Raw genomic sequence first — 20,991 nt, 5'->3', positions numbered from 1 at the left:
GGATCGCCGAAGCGGATTTGTTCGGCCATCCGTTTTTCCCGGCCTTGCGCGTCGCGCATCCCCTTGGTAGAGCCAAGAGCTTTCCGCAGAATTCAAGGAGCAGCCATGTCGCCGTTGACGCGTTTCGAGGCCATCAAGCCTTTTTATGTCATGTCCGTGCTGGAGCGCGCCCAAGAGCTGGAGCGCCAGGGCGCGCACATCGTGCACCTGGAGATCGGCGAGCCCGACTTCGACGCGCCGGCTTGCGTGCGCGAGGCGGCTTGCCGGGCCATGGACGCCGGTCACACGCACTACACGCACAGCCTGGGCCTGCCCGAGCTGCGCCAGGCCATCAGCGAGGACTACGATGCGCGTTACGGCGTGAGCGTGGACCCCGAGCGCATCCTGATCACCTCGGGAACCTCTCCGGCCATGCTCCTGTGCTTTTCCGTGCTGTGCGGGGCCGGGGACAACGTGCTTATCCCGGATCCCGGCTATGCCTGCTACCCCAACTTCATCCGCTTCGTGTGCGCCGAGCCCAGGCTCGTGCCCGTGCGCGAGGAGGACGGCTTCCAGTACCAGGTTTCGGCCGTGCGCGCGGTCATGGACGAGCGCAGCCGGGCCGTGGTCATCAATTCGCCCGGCAACCCCACGGGCACCATCATGCCGGCCGATACCATGGCTGCGCTTGCCGAACTCGCGGAACAGGGACTGCCCATCGTCTCGGACGAGATATACCACGGCCTGACCTACGTTGGCAGGGAGCGTTCCATCCTCGAATTCACGGACAAGGCCTTCGTGCTCAACGGCTTCTCCAAGCTTTACGCCATGACCGGCTGGCGCCTGGGCTACCTCATCTCGCCCGAGCGCTACATGCCGGCCCTGCGCAAGCTGGCCCAGAATCTGTTCATCTGCGCCGGCTCCGTGGCTCAATGGGCCGGGCTGGCGGCCTTGCGCGAAGCCGCCGCGGACGTGGAGCGCATGCGCGCCACTTACGACGAGCGCCGCCGCTACATGCTCGGCCGCCTGCGGGCCATGGGCCTGACCGTGGCCGTGGAACCCACGAGCGCGTTCTACATCCTGGCCAATGCCAAGCGTTTCACGTCCGACTCCCTGGCCTTTGCCTTCGACGTACTGGAGAAGGCACACGTGGGCGTAACGCCGGGCATGGATTTCGGCCCTGGCGGCGAAGGCTACATCCGCTTCTCCTATGCCAATTCCCTGGAGAACATCCGCGAGGGCATGGACCGCTTGGAGCGCTACCTGTCCAGCCTGGGCCGCTGAGCCGGGCAAGGCCACGGCGACTTGCCGGTGAATCGCGCGGATCTCGTAAGCGTCTTGTCATGAACGGAAGCCGCCGATGGCAGGGGAAGGGGCAGGGGAAGGCAACATGATCTCCGTGCTCATCCTGACTCTCGACGAGGAGGCCAACCTGCCGGCCTGCCTCGATTCCGTGCGCTTCAGCGATGACGTGCACGTGCTCGGCTCGGGCACGTCCGACTGCACGGCGGATATCGCCCGCTCTCGAGGCGTTCGCGTGATTCAGCGGCCCATGGACGACTGGGCCTCGCAGCTCAACTTCGCCATGGGCGAGCTGCCCTTCCGCCATCCCTGGGTGTTCATGATAGACGCGGACGAGCGGGCCTCGCTGGAACTCGTGCAGGCCATGCTGACCGCCGTCGGAATAAGTCTTCCAGTTGCAAGCTCCGCAGAGCCAGAAAAGCACCTTTTGCCGGAGCCGCCTGACAATAAACATCGCGGATCCAGGAGCGCGTCCGCCCCTAATGGGTGGGGTCTGGGGAGGAGCGAGCCGCTCTGGCAGGCAAAGCCCTTCCCAGCTCTTAGGCCAGAAACCTGTGCCAGCGACAATGCCGTGGCTTTCAGCGTCAAGCGGCGGGCTTTCTTTCTAGACGGCCGGGAGTTGCGCCGCGTGCAGGCCACGCCGAGTTACGGGCGCCTGTTTCGGCCAGAGCGCGTGCCCTTCTCACGGCTAGTGAATCCGGTCACGCACGTGCGCGGTCAAGTGGGCCGGGTTGGCCTATGCCCTGCTGCAAGCCTGGTACGAATACATGTTCATGCTCAAGAAACGCGAGCTGCTGGCTTCCGCCAAGCGGTAGGAGTAACAGATGTTCGTCGCTTCCAAGCTCCTGTGGTTTTTGGCCTCGCCTGATAACTTGCTCCTGCTGCTGGCCGCGCTGGGCGCTGCGTTGCTCTGGACCCGCTGGAGTCGCTGGGGCCGCCACTGCGTGGGCTTTGCCCTGGCCGGATTGCTGATCCTGGCCGTTCTGCCTGTGGGCCAGGCGCTCATGAGTCCGCTGGAGGAGCGCTTCCCCCGTCCAGTGGGAATGCCCGCTGAAGTGGAAGGCATCATCGTACTTGGCGGCTATCAGGATCTGCTTGTTTTCGAGAACCGGGGACAGCCCGAGCTGACGGCCGCCGCCGATCGCCTTGTGGCTTTCGTGGAGCTGGCCCGGCGCTACCCGCACGCCAAGCTGGTGGTCAGCGGCGGCTCGGGCATGCTGCTGCGCCAGGACCTCAAGGAATCGGACGTAACCCGTGCGGCTTTGGCTTGTCTGGGTTTCGACGACTCGCGCGTGATCTATGAGGAGATTTCAAGGACAACCCACGAGAACGCGATGGTGAGCAAGGTCCTGGCCAAACCATCCCAGGATGGCCTGTGGCTGCTGGTCACTTCGGCCAGCCACATGCCCAGGGCCGTGGGCGTCTTTCGTGCCCAGGATTGGCGCGTCCTTCCATATCCGGTGGATTATCGCACCGTGTCCGGCATGGTATGGGAGTTCCCGTTCCAAACCGGCCAAAGGTTGGCCCTGGTCAGCGCGGCCATGCGCGAATGGGTCGGACTGGTCGTCTACCGCCTGATCGGCCGCAGCGACGCGCTCTTTCCCGCCGCTCAATCCTTGGAGCCCTGAAAAACCGCTGAAGAATTTCGCTCCAAAATGTTCTGTACCGTAGAGATCGAGTAGAGCCTGGCCGTCGCGAACCGAGGCGCCACATCGGGCGGGCTCTCCCTGCGTGTGCGTCCCACATTCCTCTTGGCTACGCAACTAATGGGTGGTTGGTTAGGTCTTTCATCGGTTTACGTTAGTGAAGTGTAAACTGCTATTGCCTGCAAGGGCATATCTCATGCAAGATACGCAAGTCTCGCGGGTGCTTGGCTGATCCGTTTGTAGCCCATCGCATCGCAAGAATATCGCAAGGACCAATGAAACCGCGTTCCATTCTGCTGATCCTGTTGGCGGTCATGCTGCTGACGCTGGCCATCCTGCCTCCGCTCCTGCCACATTTCGTGGATACGCGGCAGGTCAAGGCGCGGCTGGTGTCCGTCATGGTCGACGCTCTGGGCATGCCGGTAGCCATTCGAGGTGAGCTGGGACTGCGCCTTTTGCCCATACCCGAGCTGCGGCTCGGCGGGCTGGAGCTCGGGCATGGGGCGGACGGCCCTCTTGTAAGTTGCCGAGAGGTACGTCTGAGCCTGAGTCTGTCGCGGCTGCTGCGGCGTGAAGTGCTGCTCAGGAATGTGGTTCTCGATGATATCGCCTTGCGCCTGTCACGCGGGACCGATGGCCGCCTGAACTTGCAGTTGCCCCAGATCCTAGCCGTGCGGATCGAAGGCGCGCCAGGAGGGGAGCGCTTCACATTCCAAGGGGTGAACAACCTGTCAATCACCGGCAGCCTGCTGCTGGTCGACGCCTCGACGGGCATGCGTCTTGAGCTGGAACGGCTGCATGCGCGTTATCGCAAGGGGCGCGAGCAGCTCTCCCTTTCGGGCGCACTGCGCATGGCCTGGCCGGAGCAATATCGCTTTCCGCGCCTGGAGGCCTCGGTGAACGCCGTGGGAGGGTTGAAGCTGGAAGGCTGGGTGCTGCGCGTGCAGGGATTCGACGTGCAGGCCGGCCTGGTTCTCCAGGCGCGTGACGGCACCGCGCGCACGGGAACGCTGTCCACACGGTTTGATCTGGACACCGCTGCGGGAACAATCCGAACCCGGGATCTTGAGGCAACTTTAGGCGAGCTGCGCCTGACCGGTTCGGCCCAGGGCATGGATATCCTGTCGGAGCCGGTTTTGAGCGCCAGCTTGCAGGCCGAAGCCGGAGACGCGGCCGCGCTGGCCATGGACCTGGGCTTGCCTACGCCGACGGTGGCTTACGGCCGTCAAACACCGGTTCGGGCCGGGCTTGAGCTGGAGGCCCGATCCGATGGGCTGGACGTGCGCAAGCTCAGACTTTCGCTGGGCGAGTCGGAGATCGCCGGGCAAGTCTCGTTGCTGGGCTGGGCTGCACCCGCCTGGAAGATCGAGCTGAACGCCGCGCGACTTAATCTGGACGAATTGCGTCCTGCGGTCTGGCCGGAGGCGGAGGAAGGAGCGAGTCTTGAGGCCGTGCTGGGCAAGCTGCGCGCACTCAGGCTGGACCTGGACCTGCGGGCCGACGAGCTGGTTGCCTATGGCCTGCTGGCCAGCCGCTTCCGCGTGGCCCTGCAGGCCAAGGACGGCGTGGTGCAGGGGCGCGTGGCGCAGGTGGCCTTTCCTGGAGGCCGGTATCGCAGCAGCCTGCGCGCCGAGATCGGCCCACGCGCTTTTTTTGTCGTGCTGGACGGTCGTCTGTCGGCCGACGGCCAGGACGGCCCTGGCGGCGAGGACGGTCCACTGGTGCTGCGCGAGACCCTGCGCTTCGTGGGCGCTCCCGAAGAATACACCGGGAGCCTGAATATTCCGAGTTGCGACCTGCGCGAACTGTTTCGCGTCCTGGGCGTGGAGCCCTCGGCGAATTTGGCTCGTTCGGCTTTGCGTCAAGCGGCCCTGAATGTGACCTTTGCAGGAGGTGCGGACGGGCTGCGCATGCCGGCCGTGAGCCTGGAGCTGGACGGCATGCGTTTGAACGGCTCCGGAAGCATCGATAAGTTCAGCCACCCCCGGATTACGCTTAACGCGCGGACCAAGCGCCTCAATCTCGGGCCCTATTTGCCGGCGCTGGCTGCCCAAGGCGAGGACGCCTCCGCGTCCGAGGGGCGGGATCTGGGCCGACTCCCGACCCTGCATCCGGCTTGTCCACCCATCAGCGTGCGCCTGCTCGCCGACGAAGCCCTGTTGCCTGGGATGCGCCTGGGAGCTTTGCGACTTGCGCTACGCACGGACGGCAAGTCCCTGCGCCTGGATGCCGAATCGTCCGAGATCATGGAGGGCCGGGCAACAGCGCGCCTGGATCTGGATGGCCAGGACCCCGATGATCGCAAGGCCCGTTTGACCCTGACAGCCAAGGGCGTTGACGCGCGGCAGACCCTGGAACTGTTCGGACAAGGCGATTTGCTCTCGGGCCAGCTCGACGGGCGGCTGAACGCCGAAGCTGATGCCGGAAGTCTCGACGCATTACTGCGCTCGCTACGCCTGAACCTGGAGGCCGAGGCCCATGCCGGTCGGCTGAACGCGGACAGGCCGTTCTCCCGCATCGGCGGCAAGCTGATTCTTACGGGTGACGGAGACGGCGGCAAGGAATCCAGCCAATCCGCAAAGGCTCAAGCGACTCCGTATGCTTACCGTTGCGCCCTGACGCTCTCCGCCAAGTCTCCTGACCCGGCTCTGACCCTTGATTTGGGCCTTGCCGGCGTTGTGCGCGTGGACCCGGATACAAGCGCACTGACAGTGGCGTCGGCGGGTCTCCGCCTGTCGGCCAAGGGGGCGGCCCTGCATGACGAGCGCAACAATCTGAGCCTGCGTGGCAACCTGTCTTTGGATACGGCCAAGGGAGTCGTTGAGTTGGCCGACCTGGTCCTGAGCGGGCCGGGGTTGACCGGCCAGGGCATGTTGCGCGCCGAGGATCTTGGCGGCAATCCAAGCTGTTCGGGCAGTCTGCGTCTAGCCCCCTTCAATCCTCGCGAGAGCTTGCAGCGCGCGGGCATCGCCCTGTGGACCACACGCGATCCCACGGCCTTGAGCTCCGCCTCGGCCACGACAGCCTTCCGCCTGCGCAACCGTCGCCTGGATATTCCCAAGCTGGAACTGGAGCTGGACGGCTTTCGGCTGGCCGGCAATGCGTATATTCCGGATATGGACAAGCCCCAGCTCCTTTTCGATCTGGCCGGCACGAGCTTCAACCTGGACCGCTACCGCTTGCCGCCGAGGACCGATCGGCATGGTCCAGCCGGTAAGGACGAGGCTGTCCGGCTTCCACTGGAGGCCATGAGCAAGCTGGCCTTCAAAGGGCGCTTGCGCCTGGAGCGTCTGGAACTGTACCGGCTGCTTTTCGAGCACGGCGAAGCCCTGCTGGAGGCTGCCGACGGTGTCTACGTGGCCAAGCCCGTAACAGCCGAATTCTACAAGGGCCCGGCGCGGGGCGAGTTCAAGGCCGTGGTCACTCCCGCGGAGTTCTCCTTCGAAACCCAGGCTTCGGCCCGAAACGTGTCCTTCGGGGTGTTTCTGGATGCCATGGCCGGCGGACAGTACGTGCGCGGCCCCACGGATGTGTACCTGACCCTGCGAACTCATGGGGCCACCAACCAGGAACTCGTGGAGACCTTGAACGGCAGCGGGCGGCTGGAGGTCACGGATGGCAGCATCTCCTTCTCGCCCGATGACGATCCGCCCGACGGTGAGGTCCTGGATCTGCCGGCTCTTAGCGCGGACGGGGGCAAGTTGTGGGAGATTCCCGAGGATGTGCGCCGCCGGGGCCGCACGCGCTTTTCCACGGCCACGGCAAACGTAGCCATCGTCAACGGCGTTGCGCGCAACACCGACCTTTTGGTTAGTTCGCCGTTCATAGGCGGCACGGGCAGCGGCTTTGTGGACATGAACAAGGAAATCGTGGATTATACAATTATCTTCGAAATGCTGAACGCGGCGCGCGTGCCGCTCTATTTCGAGGGCGACTTCGATCATCTGGATGTGGGTGTGCGAACCCTGGGCGTCATCGGCAACACGGCCACGGGTATCGTGCGCATGCCCTTCGATATTCTGTTCGGTATCCTGCCGGGCATCGAGCGGCTGATTCCTACGTCCGAACCCAAGGAGCGGCGCGTGCAGTGAGTAGGGCATTCCGCACGCGAGCGAGGCCGCAATGATGAGTGGCCGCAATCTCCTGAAACGCTTTTCCGCAATGCTGGCGAGTCTGAGCCAGGATATCTGGTCCGAGCAAGGTCCATTCCGCAGCCGGCGCGTGCTGACTCTGATCCGCTGGGCGCACTTGGTCCTGCTCGGATTCGTGCGCGACAAGTGCCATTTGCGCGCCACGGCCCTGGCTTACGCCACCATCCTTTCTCTTGCGCCGCTCATGGCCGTGGCTCTGTCCATTTCCAAGGCCCTGGGCCTGCATGACTCGGCCTTCATACGCGCGGCGCTGCTGCGCATCACCGCCGGCCGCGAGGAGCTGGCGCGCACCATCCTGCACTTCGTGGAAACCTCCAGCGTGCGCACCCTGGGCTACCTGGGCACGCTGGTGCTCATCGCCATGGCCGTGGCCATGGTCATCACCGTGGAAAACGCCTTCAACGCAATATGGGGCGTGGCCAGGGGCCGCAGTCTGTGGCGCAAGTTCACGGACTTCTTCTCGGTGCTCGTGCTCAGTCCGTTGCTGGTCTTCCTGGCCGTGAGCTTCACCGTGTCGCTGCAAAGCGAGGCCCTGGTGCAGCGCATGCTCGAATTCACGGCTCTCAACTACCTGCACCTGCTGGCGCTCAAGCTCGCGCCTTATGTCATGGTCTGGCTGGCTTTCCTTTTCCTGTACAGCTTCATGCCGCATACCAAGGTGCGCTTGCGCAGCGCGGCAGTGGGCGCGGTGTTGGCCGGAACCCTGTGGCAGTTGGCCCAGTGGGTCTACATCCGTCATCAGGTTTCCCTGACCGACTACGGGGCCATCTACGGAAGCTTTGCCCAGTTCCCGCTGTTTCTCATCTGGATGTACATAAGCTGGGTCATCGTGCTGCTGGGCGGGGAGATCAGTTATGCTGCGCAGCATCTGAGCACCTTCGAAGGTGAGTTGCGCGCGGGCCGAGCGGGCTTTCGTGACCGCCTGGAGGCGGCCTGGCTTATGCTCGTTTGCCTGGCGCGGCGCTTCGAGGCAGGGCGGGGCGGGCTGTCGGCGGATGCCCTGGCCGAGCGGCTGGACCTGCCGGCCAAGCTGGCTTGCGACCTGTCCACAACCCTGGCGGACCGGGGTTTCCTGCTGCGGGGCGAGACCGCCGGTGAAAGCATCTTCGCCCTGGGCCGACCAGCGACGTCCATCCGCATTTCGGATGTGCAGCAGACCCTGGCCAGTGGATTGGACGGAAGCCATGAGCCACTCGTGACGGAACGTTTCGCCTTTGCGCGCCGGGATTTGGACGCTGCCCTGGAAGCCCTGCGCAGCTCGCCGGTGGATCTTAGCCTGGAGCAGGCCTGCCGACGTGAAGCCGGGCATGGTCCGGACGGCTGCCTGGATTGAAGCGGCTGAGCGGTGGACCGGCGTTCAGCATCCCAAGTCAGGCGGCGAGAAGCTGCGCCACGCAGGGCCGAGCATTGCTTTGGAAGCCAAGATGGCGAGGGTTACGGAAGTACCATTATCTCGCGCTCTGTTCGGTCTTGGGGGGCCTCAGCGATCTGCGGCATGGATTCGGACGGATGCTCGGGCAATGGATTGGACATGACCAACTCGTCCATGGCCGTGATGAGCTGTTCCAGCCAACGGCTGCCGTCTGGATCGGCGGTCAAGGCCACGGCGATGTAGGTCCGGCCGTCGTGCTCCACCAGGGCGCTGTCCGAGTGATACACGGACCAGCTTCCTGATTTGCGGTATACCCGCGCGGTAGGGCAGGTCTTGCGCAGACCGGCCACGAACTTGTGGTCAAGGGCGGAGTTCGCCAGCAGGGTCTTCATCTCTGCGCATCGCTCGGGCGAGACAAGTTGCCCGGTGTGCAACAGATAGTAGAAGCGGGCCACCTGAAAGGCCGTAGCGCCGTGCGACAGCCCGGCCAGCGGATCCCGGCGATAGGCCGGCGCCTTGCCGTATTCCTTGCCCACCCACAGCCCGCCATGGCCAGCCGGATCGTAGAGGCGGTAGCGCTCGGACTCCAGGACATCAATGAGATAATCCCTGCCGACTTTGGCCAGCATGGCCGATGCGTCGGTATTGGACGAGCGTCTGATCATGCGCGCAAGCGACAGGCGTTCGGCCTGGCCGAGAGACAGACCGCCCTGGTCGGCCTTCTCGAAGGCGGCCAGCAGGATGGCTATCTTTGGCAGGCTGGCCGCGTACATCATGCGCTCGCCATTGACCATGGCCAGCCGCGGATGCGCCGGATCGGTCACATCCACCAGGCAGGCCGCCAAACGTCCCTCTTGCTTGGCCTTGTTCAGGCCCAGCTCGCGAATACGTTCTTCCAGGCCATGCTGAAGCACGGAATCACGGCTGTTCAGTAGGGCAAATTCCGATCCGCTGCTTGCCAGAACAGAGGTTGCCGCCAACATGAGAAATAAAGATGCGGCAAGCACCCCCCCGGACAGGTATCTTATTTTTCCAGACATTTCGCTCCACTGGGCTTGGCACAGGCCGCAAAGGTCCCATTCCACGCCGGGCATGGGCTGGACCGGCCTGCGTCGTTTGGTACGATGGCTAGCAAGTGTTGGAGCCGCTCGGCTTTCGTCGCGGCTTGGCACAAGGCAGCAAGAACTGCGCCCGTGCTGCCCTGGAGGGGAGAGGACACGAAAGACGGGAGTTCAATACCCTGCGAAACAAGGAGAAAAAATGAGGGAAAGGCAGGATCATGCCCGCCCAGGATGCGCCATGCAGCACACTGCACTGCGCAAGCATGGTCTCCGGGCGGGTTTCCTGTTCGCCAATTTCTTCCTCATCGTCATGGCCCTGTACCAGCTCAAGCCTGCCAGCCGGTCTCTCTTCATCGACGCCTTGGGCGCGGACATGCTGCCCTGGGTCTGGATCGGCACGGCGGCGGCCATGACAGCGGTGATCAGCTTCTACAACGGTCTTGTGGAACGCATGAGTCGCCTGCGCATCGTGCTCGGCTCATGTCTGGCCTGCATGATCATGCTGGCCTTGTTCTGGCTCATGCTTGGCCGGCCAGGCCCGTTGGGAGCCGCGGCGTTCTATATTTTCGTTGATATTCTGGGAGTGGTGCTGACGGAGCAGTTCTGGTCCCTGACCAACTCCGTGCACACTTTGGAGGAAGGCAAGTCCTGGTACGGACTGATCGGCACTGGCGGACTGCTGGGCGGGCTGATCAGCGGCGCTTTCGGCGGCTGGCTGGTGAGCCGCGCCGGGCTGGCCACGGTCGATTTGCTCATGGTCGCCGCAGCCATTATCGGGGCGATCTTCGGCCTTACCTGGCTTATGGGCCGCTTGGGCTTGTATTGCGAAGCCGAGGCGACCGTGAAGGAAAAGGTCGCGGCCGGCAGCCCCTGGGCCATCCTGCGCAACCGCTATCTCGCGCTCATCGCGGTCCTGCTGCTGCTAGGGCAATTGGCCTCGCTGTTCGTCGAGTTCCAGTTCATGAAGACCTTGGAGCAGACCATTACCGGCCGCGATGCACGCACGGCCTACATGTCCGTGTTCTTCAGCATCATGAGCCTGGTGGCCATCGGAGTGAACCTCACGCTCACGCCGCTGGTGGTCCGCCTCAAGGGCGTGCTGGCCGGGCTGTTGGTGCAGCCCGTGGTCATGGGCGTGTGCGCGTTGCTGTATATGGCCCATCCGACCCTGCTATTCGGCTCCCTGGCCAAGATCAGCGATCGGGGGCTGTCCTATTCCATCAACCGCGCCTCGCGCGAGCTGCTCTACGTGCCCGTGGATCCGGTGGTCATCTACCAAGCCAAGGCCTGGATCGACATGTTCGGCTATCGCCTGTTCGAGGTGCTCGGATCGCTGCTTATCCTGGCCGTGACCCAATGGGCTTCGGCGCCCATGGGGCTGCCTGGCATAAGCGCGTTCACCCTGGCTGCCTGCGGAGCCTGGATCGCCATCGTGCTGCTCATGCGCCAGGAATACTCGGATGTGGTCATGGAATGAGGAAGAAGTAGAGCGCCGTGACCACCACTATGCTTCCGGCGCGCAAGGCCTGGCTGGCGGCGATGAGTCGCGTGGCGAGCGCGGGCTTGAAGATGCCGGCGTAGAAAGGGAATTGATGGCGGAAGGCGCGCATGGGTGTGGAGAGCACGTTGCCCACCAGCAGTGCCAGCACGACCTGTTTCATGGGCAGGGCCTGGGCCTCCAGCAGCGCGCCGGCGGCGGCCAGGCCGGCCGTGAACTCCGAGGCCACCTGGAAGACCACAATTGATATGGCTTTGGGGTGCAGCCAGGACAAGATCCCGGCGTGCTCGGCCAGGAAGCCTTCGAGCATTTTGAACACGCCCCAGCGGTTCAGGAAGAACACCAGTATGTAAATGGGCACGGTGAAGGTGAGCACCTTACCGATGCGCTTCTTGAACCGCTTGATGCTGATCCGCAAGGCATCGCGCCAGGTCCTGGCGCCCTGGGCCTTGGCGGCTTCGTCCAGCCGGCAGACCACGCAGCCCTCCGGCAAGGGAGGTAGCCAGACGCGGCCCAAAGCCACGATGAAGGATGTGCGCAGGATGGCGGAGAGAAGTGTAAGCCCTACATAGACGAAGGCGGCACTGCCCAGAAACGGCACGACCAGGAAGAACATGCTCGGCAGGTGCAGGAAATACGTGGGCAGGGAGTTGAACAGGTTGGAAAGGATCAATTCGCGCCGGGAAAGCGCGCCCTTGTCGTAGGCTTCGGAGAGCATGGTGTTGGCCGCCACGCCCGAAAAAAAGGCCATGGAGAATGACGCGCCCGAAACATCCTTCAGCCGGGCCAGACGAATGAGCGGCTCGGCCAGCTTGGCCACCGCGCGAGTCCAGTTGAGGGCCTCGATCAGGTTGGCTACCAGCAGGCCGAGCGAGATGGTCAGGCTCAGGCGGACCAGCGGCCAGCCGAGCCCGCGCCAGAGTTCAGCGACTTCCATGGGATAATTGATGAAACCGACGGCCATGCGGCCGACAGGGTTACTTGGTTTCCAGGGGCTTCCAGTGCTGGGATTCCTTGATCAGGAACGTACCATCCTCGGCCCTGTCGATGACCCCACGCGCGGCCAGCTCGTGCATGGCCGCTTCCAGCTTCTCGCAGCTTGTGGTCCATTTAAGCTCGCAAGCCTCGAAGCTGGGCGTGTCGCCCCGCGACAGCATATCGTCGAGCATGAGATAGAGCGAAGTGGCTTCCACGCTCATGTTCAGATTGAAGATGGCCTGATCCATGGCTCCTCCTGTGTGCTGTTCAGCCAACGAATGCGCAAGGCCGATATTAGCACAACGCGGGCTTGGGGCCTAGCCCGCAACAATATCATTCAGCAGGCCGCGGAAGGCAGCGGCTTCCTGCGGGTCCATGCCGAAGCCGTGCTCGTCGGCCGGAAAGGCGCCCTGGCGCACCTCGTACATGTAACGGCCGGCAGCCTCCTGCATGAGGTTGCCAAGCTCCGCGTAACGCTTGACGAATTTTGGAGTGAAGCGCTCGAAGAGCCCCAGCACGTCATGGATGACCAGCACCTGGCCGTCGCAGTGCGGCCCGGCGCCGATGCCGATGGTTGGAATGGACACACGGGCGGTGATTTCTCGGGCCACCACGGATGGAACGGCCTCAAGAACGATGGAGAAGCAGCCTGCCGCTTCCAGTGCCATGGCCTCGCGCACCAAACGCGCTGCGGTTTCGGCCGTTTTGCCCTGCACCTTGAAGCCGCCGAGCCCTGCAACGAGCTGCGGCGTGAGGCCCACATGGCCCATGACCGGAATGCCCGCACGCACCATGGCTTCGACTTCGCGCAAATAGCCGGCGCCTTCGAGCTTGACCGCCCTGGCCCCGCCTTCCTGCACCAGCCTGCCCGCGGCGAGAACGGCCCGCTCGACTCCGGCCTGGTAGGACAGAAAGGGCAGGTCTCCGACGACCAGGGAGCGCCGTGCGGCCCTGCTTACGGCCTTGGTGTGGTGAACCATCTCGTCCAGAGTCACGGAGAGGGTGTCGGGGTGGCCCAGCACGACCATGGCCAGGGAATCCCCTACCAGGAGCATGTCGGCTCCGGCTTGGTCCAGGGCCAACGCCGTGGGGTAATCGTAGGCTGTGAGCATGGCCAGCCGTTCCCCACCTTTGCGGCTTGCGATGTCCGGCGCGGTGAGCGGTTTAAGCACGACAACTCCTTGGGATACGGGTAGCGGAATCCACGAAGCTGAACATTTAGACTAAAATAGTGATCAAGAAAAGAGGATTGGCTCTGGAAGCGGAAAATGCGAACGGCCCCTTGCGGGGCCGTTTCGTTTGGAACGCATGATCGGCCAGAAGCGCCGAAACGACTAGATATCCTGGAGCACCCAAACGATCCTGCCCACGAGCTGCTTATCCTTGAGCTCGGGAGAGAGGTATTGTTCAGGGTGAATCGGATTCTCGCTGCGCAGTATGAAGCGATTGTTCTCGGCATCAAAGAATACGCGCTTGAGAACCAAACCTTCATGAGGAACATGCACGCCGTACAACTCGCCCGAAAGGATGCGCCGCTGATCCATGTCCAGGCCGACATATGCTCCGCGGCGAATGAGCGGCTCCATGCCCGAACCTTCGATCTTGAGCGCCAACAGTGTCGGCCTGTAGAAAGTTTCCGGGATGGCCAGCTGGGAAATGAAATCTGGCTGCCAGGAGCCTTCCTTGGTGCTGGCTCCGGTCATGCTGGAGACATTCACCACCCGGCTGCGGGCAGGGGATTTGCCGTAGCCGACGGCGGGCTCGGCCATGCTGGCGACGTGCGCCTCGCCCATGCCCGGCTTGAGATACATGGGCTCGATTCCGTCGGAAAGCCACTCGGGATTGAGCCCCAGCGATCGGTAAAGCTTCATGTACCAGTCAGCTGGCACGGAGTTGCGGCGCTTGGCGTCTGAGATGCTTGACTGTCTGATACCTAGCAAGTTGGCAAGCTCCACCTGGGTTCTGGCTCCGGTGGCCTTCTTGATCCTGTCAAGGACCTCGTCAAAGCTGGTCATATCGTATCTACTCCTTAGCACTGATCCAGATCATGATCATGTCGGTGGGGGATGGTTCCATGAAAAAATGAGAGACTGCGAGCGTTACATTCATGCGCAGTATTGCGCCGCAATCGTTAAGCGGTGCGAAAGTCGTTATCGACTCCAGGGACTACTCCGTGGGTGGACACGCCCAACACAGAAAAGCGGCTGGACGTGCCTATAATCTGCTTGACGGCTACGAACAGCAAGGGGATTTCGATGCGAAGCGATTTCTGTATGTGGTGCACCAATCAAAGGTCCACACGGCATGTCAATAAAAAATGGACTAGAAGCCTGAGTGCTTTGCTTTAAAAAAGTTCGTATAGGAACGACGATCCTGGGGAGGGTATTATTCGAAAACAATGCGAAATTGAAATCATTTTTTTGTGGTTTCAAAACAGTTCAAGATGTGCGCCGCCATTGAACTGAATTCGTGCGGTCGGTTGCAGGGCGATTGTCTGCGGGAGCCGATGGCTCCCGCATCAACGCAAGTATTTGAAGAAAGGCGAGTCCGGGGTGAGCACCAGCCTGGAGTTCTCCTTGAGGCTTTTTTCGTACGCTTCCAAGCTGCGCTGGAAGGCGTAGAATTCAGGGTCACGGCCAAGGGCATCGGCCCACAGACGAATGGCTTCGGCTTCGCCTTCGCCGCGCAGCACGGAAGCCTGTCGACGCGCATCGGCCTGCAAAATCGTGCGTTCACGATCAGCCAAGGCAGTTATCTTGGAGGACTCTTCCTGGCCTTCGGAGCGATACTGCTTGGCTTGCCGTTCGCGCTCGGCGCGCATGCGGCCGAAGATGGCTCGGGCGTTTTCGGCCGGCAGATCCGTGCGCTTGATACGCACGTCCATGACCTCAATGCCGTATTCACTCACAAGGGCATTGGATTTGGTGGTCACTTCCTGAGTGATCTGGCCGCGTTTTCCCGAGACGATCTCGATGAGCGTGTAGTTGCCGAGGGCAACGCGAATCTCGGAGTAGATGATGTCGTCCAGTCGGGCCTGGGCCCGCGGGATGGAACGCACGGTGCGGTAGAATAGCAGCGGGTCCGTGATGCGCCACTTCGTATAGTTGTCCACGACCATGTTCTTCTTGTCCCTGGTCAGGATCTCGGCAGGCTCGGCATCGTAGTTGAGGATGCGCGAGTCGAAGAAGACCACGTTCTGGACGAAGGGCAGCTTGAAATGCAGGCCGGGTTCCAGAGGCTTATCGCCAACGGGTTTGCCGAGCTCAAGCACAATGGCCCGTTCGGTCTGGTCGACCATGAACATGGACTGAACCAGGGCGATGAGCGCCAGGAAGCCTATGACCGCCGGGATGATGAGTTTCGTGCGCATGTTACTGCTTCCCCCCGGCGCCGCCTGCGGCGTCCTGCTTCGGTCGCGGAGCGGCCTTGTCCAGGGGCAGATAGGGCACCACATTGCCCGCTGTCTGGCTGGAGAGGATGATCTTTTCCAAGCCGGAGCTGGAGAAAATGCGCTCCATTGTTTCCAGGTACATGCGCTGGCGGGTTACGTCCTTGGCCTTGCGGTACTCGGTGAGCACGGCCAGGAACTTCTCGGCGCCGCCACGGGCATCCAGCACTTGGCTTTCCTTGTAGGCTTGGGCTTCGTTGACGATGACAGCCACCTGACCCCTGGCCTTGGGCAGAATGTCGTTACGATAAGCCTCGGCTTCGTTGATGAGCCGGCTCTTGTCCTCGCGCGCGCTGGCCACGTCCTTGAAGGCGTCCACGACTTCCTTGGGCGGGTGCACGTCCTGCAACTGCACGGCGATAACGCGGACGCCGGCCTGATAGCGGTCCAGGACTTCCTGCATGAGGTCACGTGTCTGCGTCTGGATGACGAACTTGCCCGTGGTCAGGGCCGAGTCGATTACGCTGTTGCCGACAACTTCACGCATGGTGGCTTGGGCTACATACTTGACCGTGTTTTCCTGCTCCGCGACATTGAACAGGTAGTCTACCGGATCAGAGATCTGGTATTGCACGATGAACTGCACGTCCACGATGTTCTCGTCGCCCGTGAGCATGAGCGACTCCTCGGGGACCAAGCGGTACTGGCCGGGCTGGAGAGTTCCATTGCGGGCAACGGAACGGAAGCCCACCTCCACGCGCTTGATTTCCGACACCTTGGGCTTGTGCACGCTCTCGATGGGGAATGGCCAATGGATATGCGGCCCCGGATCGGTGATTTGTGTGAACTTGCCGAAGCGTTTTTCCACACCCCGCTCATCAGGCTGCACGATATAGAATCCGCTCAGGCCCCAGAGGACGACCAAAAGCAGAATGATGAGTTTGCCTCCGCCCGGAAAGCGCAGGTTCGAGAAGCGCTTCAGGCGATCATGGATCTCGCCAGGTTCCGGAGGTTGATAACCCTGCCTGCGACGCTGGCCTTGTAGCTTTTCCCAGTCCCAGTTCATAAGTCTGCCGACATTAGGCGAGTTGCCAAGGCTGGTCAAGCAAGGCCAAATTTTGCGAGTCGTTGTCGGCTTTCGTGCATGCAGGTTGAAACGCACCGAGTGATAGAGATAATGCCTTTCGACGGGAGACTTCCGTGCGCGTGGATCGAAAAGCGTTGGAAAACGGTCAGGACAATAGTATGTTCAGTGGACTACAGCGTCTCGCGCCAATGCCTTCACAGGATCACTAATCGCAAGGAGCCCCATACAATGCCGGTTCATCCCCAAGCAGGGAAACAGCCAGACAAGCATATGCTCGTGAACGTGTCGCGCCTCGTGGCCGCCTACTATACCGTGCGGCCGGACCCCGCTGATGCCGCACAACGCGTTGCTTTCGGCACGTCGGGCCATCGGGGCAGCTCGTTCAAGGCGAGCTTCAACGAGGCGCATATCCTGGCTATGGCCAAGGCCATTTGCGAGCATCGGGCCTCGCGCGGCGTGGACGGCCCGCTCTTCGTGGGCATGGACACCCACGCCTTGTCCGAGCCGGCTTTTCTAACGTCCGTGGAGGTATTCGCGGCCTGCGGCGCGGATGTCCGCTTCCAGCAGGGTCGCGGCTACACGCCGACGCCGGTTATCTCCCACGCCATCCTGACCCATAACCGGGGCCGCACGGAGCGTCTGGCCGACGGCGTTGTCATCACGCCCTCGCACAACCCTCCGGACGACGGCGGCTTCAAGTACAATCCGCCCCATGGCGGCCCGGCCGAAACATCGGTCACCAAATGGATCGAGACACGGGCCAACGAGTTGCTGGCCCAAGGCCTGTCCTCCATTCCGCGTTTGGATTTCGATAAGGCCGTGGCCCAAAGCTTGGCGCGCGCCCACGACTACGTGTGTCCCTATGTCGAGGATCTGGCCAATGTCCTGGACATGCAGGCCATCGCCAAGGCAGGCCTCAAGCTCGGAGTTGATCCTCTGGGCGGCGCGTCGCTGGCCTTCTGGGAACCCATGGCCGAGCGGTACGGCCTGGACATAAGCCTGGTCAACGACAGCGTGGACCCGACCTTCGCCTTCATGCGCGTGGACAAGGACGGAGCCATCCGCATGGATTGTTCCTCGCCCTATGCCATGGCCGGCATGATCGACCTCAAGGACCGCTTCGACATCGCCTTCGGCAACGATCCCGACGCCGACCGCCACGGCATCGTGACCCGCTCCGCCGGCCTGCTCAACCCGAACCATTACCTGGCCGTGGCCATCGACTACCTGTTCACGCATCGTCCGGATTGGAAGCTGTCCTGCGCCGTGGGCAAGACGCTGGTAACGAGCAGCATGGTCGACCGCGTGGCCAAGGCGCTCGGCCGCTCCCTGGCCGAGGTGCCCGTGGGCTTCAAATGGTTCGTGCAGGGTCTGCTCACGGGCGAGTACGGCTTTGGAGGCGAGGAGTCGGCCGGAGCGAGCTTTTTGCGCAAGGACGGCACGGTCTGGACCACGGACAAGGACGGCATCGTCATGAATCTGCTGGCCGCAGAGATCACCGCCGTGACCGGGCGGGATCCCGGCGAGCTTTACACGGGCCTGACCGAGCGCTTCGGTGCGCCGATTTACGAGCGGTTGCAGGCCCCGGCCAACGCAGCCCAGAAAAAGGTTCTGTCCAACCTGTCGCCCGAGCACGTCGCGGCGGACAGCCTGGCCGGAGAGCCCATCCTGGCCAAGCTCACGCGCTCGCCCGCGGGCGACGCGCCCATCGGCGGGCTCAAGGTCGTGACCGAGAACGGCTGGTTCGCGGCCAGGCCCTCGGGCACCGAGGACATCTACAAGATCTACACCGAGAGCTTCAAAGGCCGCGAACACCTGCGGCGCATCCAGGAGGAGGCCCAGGCCATCGTGTCCCAGGCGTTCGTGAAGGCCGGCGTCTGAGCGCGAAACCCTCATGAGAAAGATCCTGCTCATAGCCGTCGGCGTGGCGTTGCTGGCCGTCGGCGCATGGTACCTGCTCGCGGACCGCGGCGACGGAGAGCCGCGCATCCTGGCCACCACGACCATCCAGCGCGGCACGGTGCGCAAGGTCCTGGAGGCCACGGGCATCGTCAAGGCCCAGGTCGGGGCAATGGTCAAGATCGGCGCGCGGGCCACGGGCATCATCGAGCGCATGCCGGTCAAGGTCGGCGACCGGGTGAACCAGGGAGACCTCGTGGCGGTCATCGACGACCGCGAGCAGCAGGCCGAGCAGGCCGAGACCGAGGCCCGCCTGGCCAGCGCCCAGGCCGAGCTGTCCCGCGTGCGTCAAGTCTATCCTCTGCAGATCGCGGAGGCCCAGGCCCAGCTCGATTTGGCCCAGGCGCAATACGCCTATGCCCAGGCCAACTTCAAACGCCAGCAGGATCTCGTGGCCAGGGACGTGCAGCCACAAGACATTCTGGACCAGGCCAGGCGCGACCTGGATGTTAGCCGCAACGAGCTGGAAGCCCGCCAGGCCACCCTGCGCCGACTGCGCCAGGAGTTCGAGCAGGAACTGACCAAGGCGCGCAGGGCCGTGGACGTGGCCCAAGCCACCCTGCGTTCGATCAAGGTGCGCATATCCTACACGCGCATCATCACGCCCATTTCGGGCCTGGTTTCGCAGGTCACGGCCCAGGAGGGCGAGACCGTGGTGTCCGGCCTGCAGGTCACCAACCTGGTCACGGTCATCGACCCCACGCGCCTGGAGATGTGGATCTACGTGGACGAGACCGACGTGGGCCAGGTCAAGCCCGGCATGCCCGTGGAATTCCGCGTGGATTCATACCAGGAGCGCATGTTCCAAGGCCGTATCGAGCAGATCTATCCCGAGCCCGAGATACGCGACAACATCGTATACTACCGGGCCCTTGTGCCGCTGGACCCGCAGCAGGCCCTGGCCCTGCGGCCCGAGATGACCACTCAATGCCAGATCGTGGTCGAGCAGCGCGAGAACGTGCCGGCCTTGCCCAACACAGCCCTCAAGTGGGTCGGCGACCGTCAGGTGGTCTTCATGCGTGGCCCGGACGGCAAGGTGCGCGAGGTCAACCCGCAGCTCGGCCTGCAAGGCCTGGAGAGCAGCGAGATCGTCAACGGCTTGCAGGTGGGCGACGTGGTGGCCACGCAGGTGGTCATTCCCGGCCTCACAGTGCCACAGACGTCGAACGGCCAGCGCATGGCCGGCGGTGGCGGTGGTGGAAGCGGGCAGCGCAACAGTCAGGACAACGGCGGCCCTCCCGGCAGACCCAGCGAGCCCGGCAGCAGCCCCGGCGGAAGTTCCGGCGGCGGCTCGGGAAGTGGCGGCGAAAATCAGTAGCCCCTTGCTCCCAGGAATAGGCCAGGATGCAGGTACTGCGCCCGGAGAGTAATCACCATAGAGTTCCTTGCCGTCTTCCTTCCGTTTCGCCGTCATTGTGTTGCAGCCTGTTCCCTATACCGCCTATAAGGGCGGATGACCCGAAGCAGGCCATTGCCCATTCATTTCCTTCCGTCCGCAGCGACGGGAAATGCCGCAAGCAATCTTGCCAGGTGTTTCCAAGCGGACCGGCGAAACCGCAGGTCATTCCACATTCAGCTTTTGAGCTTGCGGGAAGCAGGCTTCAGTCACTTCACGAGATAGACGGAATACAGGAGGTGGCGATGAACGATGAACAGGATATCCAGACCCTCAGCGCCCAGAAGCTTCGTGAATTCATCAACACGCATTCCGAATCGGAATATGACCTGATCGACGTGCGCCAGCCGTCCGAGTATGAGGTTAGCCACATTCCGGGGGCCAAGCTGCTGCCGCTTAAAGAATTTGTCGAACACCTCGGCGACATCCACCCTGATCGGGAGAATATCTTCTACTGCTCGGTCGGCGGCAGATCCATGGCAGCGGCCGTCATGGCTGCCGAAAGCGGCGCTTTCCGCAAGGGCATCTACACCTTGGACGGCGGCATCGCGGCCTGGAACGGCAAGAGCCTGCCCGACAGACCGCCGATGCGGCTTTTCGAGAGCAGCAGGACGCTCCGGGAGGCGCTCCTGACCGCCCTTGAATTGGAGAAAGGTTCCTGGCTCTTCTACACCGAACTCCTCAAGGCCCCGCCCAAGCGCTTTTCCTGCTCCTCGATCCAGGAATTGGCGGATATCAAGAAGAGCAATGCCCGGATTCTCCACGACACGCTCAAGGCAGTCTCCTCGGAGGAGGAAACCGAGCACATGGCCTCGTTCGAGAAGCTGTTCGAGAGCCTCGGCGGCAACATCATGGCCAGCGGCGACGATCCGACCCCGCTCCTGGTCTGGGCCAAGGCCAATTACGAGGATTGCGAACAGCTCATCAACCTGGCCGTGGAGCTCGAGTACAGGGCCTACGACCTTTACCGGAACATGGCCTTCGACGCCAAAAATGCCGAAGAGGAGCAGGCCTTTCTCGAATTGAGCAAGCGGGAAAAGCAGCTTCTCATGCGTATCGCGGGCGAGATGGACAAAGCCATGGCTGAAATCGGGCGTGCAGCATGAGGCGTCACGTCGTGCGGGTTGCCATCAACTGCCTGATTTTACCTTGTCTTTGGAAGCCGGAGGTCTGA

The 20,991-nt window shown here is 62.7% G+C and carries 16 protein-coding genes; 9 read left to right on the top strand and 7 right to left on the bottom strand.

Going from position 1 to position 20,991, the window contains the following annotated elements:
- Window positions 1–105 precede the first annotated feature (105 nt).
- The 5 genes from H585_RS0101000 (at window position 106) to H585_RS0100980 (ending at window position 8,411) form a co-directional block, all read left to right on the top strand.
- The gene (locus H585_RS0101000; protein ID WP_027366393.1) at window positions 106–1,263 is read left to right on the top strand and encodes a pyridoxal phosphate-dependent aminotransferase; all 1,158 of its coding nucleotides are present in this window, start codon (window positions 106–108) and stop codon (window positions 1,261–1,263) included.
- A 106-nt stretch (window positions 1,264–1,369) separates the two neighbouring features.
- On the top strand, window positions 1,370–2,149 hold the full coding sequence (locus tag H585_RS22020; protein WP_161628415.1) for a glycosyltransferase: 780 nt from the start codon (window positions 1,370–1,372) through the stop codon (window positions 2,147–2,149).
- Entirely contained in the window at window positions 2,106–2,909 is an 804-nt protein-coding gene (locus H585_RS0100990; protein ID WP_027366391.1) for a YdcF family protein, read from the top strand. The genes H585_RS22020 and H585_RS0100990 overlap by 44 nt, the downstream gene beginning before the upstream one ends.
- A 293-nt stretch (window positions 2,910–3,202) precedes the next feature.
- Window positions 3,203–7,018, top strand: a complete 3,816-nt coding sequence (locus tag H585_RS0100985; RefSeq protein WP_027366390.1) for an AsmA family protein — start codon at window positions 3,203–3,205, stop codon at window positions 7,016–7,018.
- Between the two features lie 31 nt (window positions 7,019–7,049).
- Window positions 7,050–8,411, top strand: coding sequence for a YihY/virulence factor BrkB family protein (locus H585_RS0100980; RefSeq protein ID WP_027366389.1), 1,362 nt, complete (start codon window positions 7,050–7,052; stop codon window positions 8,409–8,411).
- 101 nt (window positions 8,412–8,512) lie between these two features.
- Here the strand turns inward: H585_RS0100980 and H585_RS0100975 are convergent, their stop codons facing one another.
- Window positions 8,513–9,364 carry a serine hydrolase gene (locus H585_RS0100975; protein ID WP_244432447.1) on the bottom strand — a complete coding sequence of 284 codons (852 nt, stop codon included), beginning with the start codon at window positions 9,362–9,364 and terminating at the stop codon, window positions 8,513–8,515.
- A gap of 385 nt (window positions 9,365–9,749) precedes the next feature.
- On the opposite strand from H585_RS0100975, the gene H585_RS0100970 reads away from it, so the two are divergent.
- A complete protein-coding gene (locus H585_RS0100970; RefSeq protein WP_237707666.1) occupies window positions 9,750–10,988 on the top strand; it encodes an Npt1/Npt2 family nucleotide transporter in 1,239 nt (412 codons plus the stop codon).
- Here the strand turns inward: H585_RS0100970 and H585_RS0100965 are convergent.
- The 6 genes from H585_RS0100965 to hflK all read right to left on the bottom strand — a co-directional run bounded on the left by H585_RS0100965 (window position 10,978) and on the right by hflK (window position 16,441).
- Window positions 10,978–11,946, bottom strand: coding sequence for a membrane protein (locus H585_RS0100965; protein ID WP_027366387.1), 969 nt, complete (start codon window positions 11,944–11,946; stop codon window positions 10,978–10,980). The genes H585_RS0100970 and H585_RS0100965 overlap by 11 nt on opposite strands.
- 40 nt (window positions 11,947–11,986) lie before the next feature.
- Window positions 11,987–12,235, bottom strand: coding sequence for a hypothetical protein (locus tag H585_RS0100960; protein ID WP_014258692.1), 249 nt, complete (start codon window positions 12,233–12,235; stop codon window positions 11,987–11,989).
- A gap of 69 nt (window positions 12,236–12,304) precedes the next feature.
- Window positions 12,305–13,159, bottom strand: coding sequence for a 3-methyl-2-oxobutanoate hydroxymethyltransferase (gene panB, locus H585_RS0100955; RefSeq protein ID WP_014258691.1), 855 nt, complete (start codon window positions 13,157–13,159; stop codon window positions 12,305–12,307).
- 162 nt (window positions 13,160–13,321) lie between these two features.
- On the bottom strand, window positions 13,322–14,002 hold the full coding sequence (locus tag H585_RS0100950) for a LexA family transcriptional regulator (RefSeq protein WP_014258690.1): 681 nt from the start codon (window positions 14,000–14,002) through the stop codon (window positions 13,322–13,324).
- 503 nt (window positions 14,003–14,505) lie between these two features.
- Window positions 14,506–15,357, bottom strand: a complete 852-nt coding sequence (gene hflC, locus H585_RS0100945) for a protease modulator HflC (RefSeq protein ID WP_014258689.1) — start codon at window positions 15,355–15,357, stop codon at window positions 14,506–14,508.
- Window position 15,358: 1 nt separating this feature from the next.
- A complete protein-coding gene (gene hflK / locus H585_RS0100940) occupies window positions 15,359–16,441 on the bottom strand; it encodes an FtsH protease activity modulator HflK (protein WP_034626860.1) in 1,083 nt (360 codons plus the stop codon).
- Between the two features lie 249 nt (window positions 16,442–16,690).
- On the opposite strand from hflK, the gene pgm reads away from it, so the two are divergent.
- From pgm to H585_RS0100925, 3 genes are all read left to right on the top strand, one after another.
- Window positions 16,691–18,343, top strand: a complete 1,653-nt coding sequence (gene pgm, locus H585_RS0100935; protein ID WP_027366385.1) for a phosphoglucomutase (alpha-D-glucose-1,6-bisphosphate-dependent) — start codon at window positions 16,691–16,693, stop codon at window positions 18,341–18,343.
- Window positions 18,344–18,356: 13 nt separating this feature from the next.
- Window positions 18,357–19,739 carry an efflux RND transporter periplasmic adaptor subunit gene (locus H585_RS0100930; protein WP_027366384.1) on the top strand — a complete coding sequence of 461 codons (1,383 nt, stop codon included), beginning with the start codon at window positions 18,357–18,359 and terminating at the stop codon, window positions 19,737–19,739.
- Between the two features lie 323 nt (window positions 19,740–20,062).
- Window positions 20,063–20,923 carry a rhodanese-like domain-containing protein gene (locus H585_RS0100925; protein ID WP_027366383.1) on the top strand — a complete coding sequence of 287 codons (861 nt, stop codon included), beginning with the start codon at window positions 20,063–20,065 and terminating at the stop codon, window positions 20,921–20,923.
- Window positions 20,924–20,991: the final 68 nt, after the last annotated feature.

Source organism: Desulfocurvibacter africanus subsp. africanus DSM 2603 (assembly GCF_000422545.1).
Classification (GTDB): Bacteria; Desulfobacterota; Desulfovibrionia; order Desulfovibrionales; family Desulfovibrionaceae; genus Desulfocurvibacter; species Desulfocurvibacter africanus.
This window is presented reverse-complemented; position numbering and strand designations above follow the sequence as displayed.